Source organism: Helicobacter sp. MIT 00-7814, from assembly GCF_003364115.1.
In the GTDB taxonomy this organism is placed as follows: Bacteria; Campylobacterota; Campylobacteria; order Campylobacterales; family Helicobacteraceae; genus Helicobacter_F.
In genome coordinates this window covers 1-3223 of sequence record NZ_NXLL01000056.1, presented here as the reverse complement: position 1 = coordinate 3223, position 3223 = coordinate 1, and the positions used below count along the sequence as shown (strand labels likewise).

Genomic DNA, 3223 nt, shown 5'->3' with positions numbered 1-3223 from the left:
CTTTTGCTTGTTATTTTTTTTTCTTTATCTAAAATCTCTTTTTCTTTGTCTTTGAAAATTTTGCTTATTTCTTGTGTTTTCTCGTTCAGTTGCCTTTCTTTGGCGTCTATAATTGCAAAATCTCGCTTGTTTTGTTCCTTGATTGCCTTATATATCTTGTAGTCTTGTATATAAGCTGGTTGTGGCTTTCCGCTTAAGTATCTTTGCTCTCCTCTTGGCATTTTTAAGCATTCGCTTGCTAGTGTTTGGATTTTTGATAAGTTAGCTTTATTCAGCGAAGCCTCGCGCCTTGCTAGTTGTAACCCATTGTCATCTAAAGTAAAGAAAACCGCATGCGCGTGGTAATGGTGCGTTTCTTTCCCTTTAGAATCTTGGAATACTTCGTCTCGGTGGATTGCAAGTTGAAGCGGTTTAAATCCTGTAAGCTCCGCAATTTTATCCGCAAGCTCTTGGCATTGTTGCATCGTGGTAGATTCTGCTATTTCAAAAATAAATTCGTGGTGGCATTTTTCTTTCTTGGTGAAGTTTTGTAAGCCTTTAGGCTTTCCGCTCTTAGCTAAACCATTCTTTTTTTCGCAATATGCATAATAATTTTTTTCTGCTTGCTTATAAAGCTTGTCAATATTTGCGCGCACTTCCTTTGCAGAGGCTGTGTATTCGTTTAAATGCGTAAGCTCTGGGGTGATATTAGGACTCCTGCTGTCGGTGCGGTCGTTATGCGCTAATGCTGGTTTTATCTTTGGGTTGCAGTGTGCGGCTGCTACTTTCATGCTAACCTCCTTAGTGATTTAGGGGGGGGGGGGGTCAAGGGGGCGGAACTCCTCCTTGCCAGCTGACACTTGGAACAAGTGGCGGATAGCTGGTTATCCTCCACATTGTAGATTTTAGCATGTTTTCTTGTAAATGCTCACATTAATGATAAAGACAATTAACGATTTTTTCTTGGAATTCTTGCAATGTTGAGAGTGTTATTTGTTTTTTGCCTTTGTCGTTGTCATAGAGCATTACTTTAATCCTGCCTTTCTCATCAACTGATACTTTCTCGATATAGCAGAATCCATCGTCTTTGGAATTTATATGTTTTCTTTCAAATTTTTTTACATAGTTTTCTAGTTCCTTGAGGTCTTGCGGTAGCTCTTTGGATTCTTGTATCTCTTGCACTTGTGGCTTAAATGTAAATTCTATTGCAACCACTTTACCACCACGCCCGCGCCCTTTGTTCTTTAGCTTAGTATATTGCAGTTTCTCAAAAGGTATGCGCTCTTTGTCAAATAGGTTTCTAGGTTTTCGAAGCTCTGCAATTGCTGGCTTTAGAATCCTTTGGTCTATATTACACATATTATAATCACTTGGTATATCCATACGCTCCATAAAGTCTTGCCATTCAAAATAAGCTTTGCCAGTGCTTCTAAACTGCTTTAAAAGTCTGTATAGTGTTTTTGAGTATTTGCCACTAAGCGATATAAACTCGGTTAATTCAAATGCTGTGAAATTAGCGGTTAATTCATTGACTAAGTATTCAAAGCGTGGATTTACTAATAAATCTATATAGTAAAATATTTTGCTGTTATCGTATCCGTCGTCTTGGTTTTTCTTTTGGTAGTGAATATCCATTGTGTTAAAAAAGTGAAAATTAGAGTCTATTATTTCTGTGTCTGTTTCTATGATTTGCATAAAACTCGCTTTGAAAAATTTAGTTTTTAGAGAATTTATAATGGCTGTAAAATGTTCTTTTGATATTACACTTCCAGTAATAATATCTTCTGTAAAAAGCCTTATAGGCTTATTGTCGTTGTTGTTTTTTATCTTTGCCAAAATACTAAAAAGTATATTTTGTTCTTGCTCTGTAAGGCTTGGAAGCTGAATCCTATTGAAGTCATTGTGATATTTAACTATTACATTTGACATAAACGCTCCTTTGATTGTGTTTTGCAGTTATTATAGCATATTTAAATAACTTTATAAATAGTTTTGTTATTTTAATATTAAAAATTTGTTATTTTAATATTAAAAATTTGTTATTTTAATATTAAAAATTTGTTATTTTAATATTAAAAATTTGTTATTTTAATGTCTCTACAGCCCCCTGTCTTGTGTGGCTGTAGAGCCCCTAAAAGTATAGTAAAAAGTATTTAAAAGTATTTAAAAAGCGCGCGCGAATCAAAAATCCTCCAAAATCCCCAAAAAGTCACCCAAATGTATAATACAATTTTTTTCTTTTTTTCTGTTGTTTTTCAGATTCTTGTTTTGGGTAAATCGGTTTGATTTGCTAGCGCAAATCTTAACTTTGATTTTGACAGCAAATCAGAAATACAATGCAGGCTCTAGGTTGATGAGTAGTTTAGGTTGGTTTGTTTTTAGCTTTTGAAGTGATGGTTTTTTGTTGCTAGGATTTTGCTAAGTGGTTGTATAGGCTTTGTTGCTTGTGATTGTAGCTATAAGGGAAAAGAGGTTATAATACTTCGCCCCAATCGCAAGAGAGGGGCAAATTCCGCAAAAAGGCTTACTATGAAGCGACATAGGAAAAGCCTTAGGTTTGCATTATATCTTAATTTTAGGCTTTTTAGGCTTAGAGTGAGAATTGATGTTAAACATTAAGGCTCTGGGGCTTTGCGCCCCACCTTTTTGCGCTCATTATCTACCTATTCCCTGCCTTTTATCCCTTAAATGCGTATTCTGCGCGTTAGTTGGGTAAAGCTTCGCATAATCTGTCGGATTTAATAGCTCTTTTGCTTTGTTTTGTTGATTCTCGCCCTTTTGGATTGCGATTTCAAGGCGCTTTTTCGTGTCCTCGTGTTTGTATTTTTCCTGTGTTAGCTCGTTTTCAAGTCTTTTTTTAGTTTCAAGTAAGCCTGTATTGGCTTTTTCAAGCTCTTTGTATGTTATAGATGCTTCCTCTCGGGCGTTTTGTAGGGTGTTTAATAAGGCATTTTCTTGCTTTTTTGTATCAGAATCTATTTTTTTGAAGTAGTAGCCAAATGAAATTACATTCAAAAACGCATTTTTTAGCCCTTTTTTTCGATTTTCTTGTTTTAGGTGCAATTCGGTTAATGTTTTCTCAAAAGATTGATTTAAAGTGCGTTTTTGTTCGTTTAAATCATATTCTAGATTCTTCAGTTCGTTACTTTTGCTTGTTATTTTTTTTTCTTTATCTAAAATCTCTTTTTCTTTGTCTTTGAAAATTTTGCTTATTTCTTGTGTTTTCTCGTTCAGTTGCCTTTCT

The 3223-nt window shown here is 34.8% G+C and carries 2 protein-coding genes and 1 pseudogene; all 3 read right to left on the bottom strand.

Annotated elements, in window-relative coordinates; all coding sequences use genetic code 11:
- Positions 1-770: pseudogene (locus CQA49_RS09695) on the bottom strand (plasmid recombination protein); the annotation flags it as partial.
- Positions 771-912: 142 nt separating this feature from the next.
- Positions 913-1908, bottom strand: coding sequence for a replication initiation protein (locus CQA49_RS09690; RefSeq protein ID WP_115575743.1), 996 nt, complete (start codon positions 1906-1908; stop codon positions 913-915).
- Positions 1909-2634: 726 nt separating this feature from the next.
- Positions 2635-3223 (bottom strand): hypothetical protein (locus CQA49_RS10340; RefSeq protein ID WP_220271749.1); only part of this gene is annotated, 589 nt, incomplete at its 5' end.

Bases quoted from the DNA above. Each gene is read 5' to 3' on its own strand.
- CQA49_RS09690 (WP_115575743.1), bottom strand. From the start codon at position 1,908: ATGTCAAATGTAATAGTTAAATATCACAATGACTTCAATAGGATTCAG.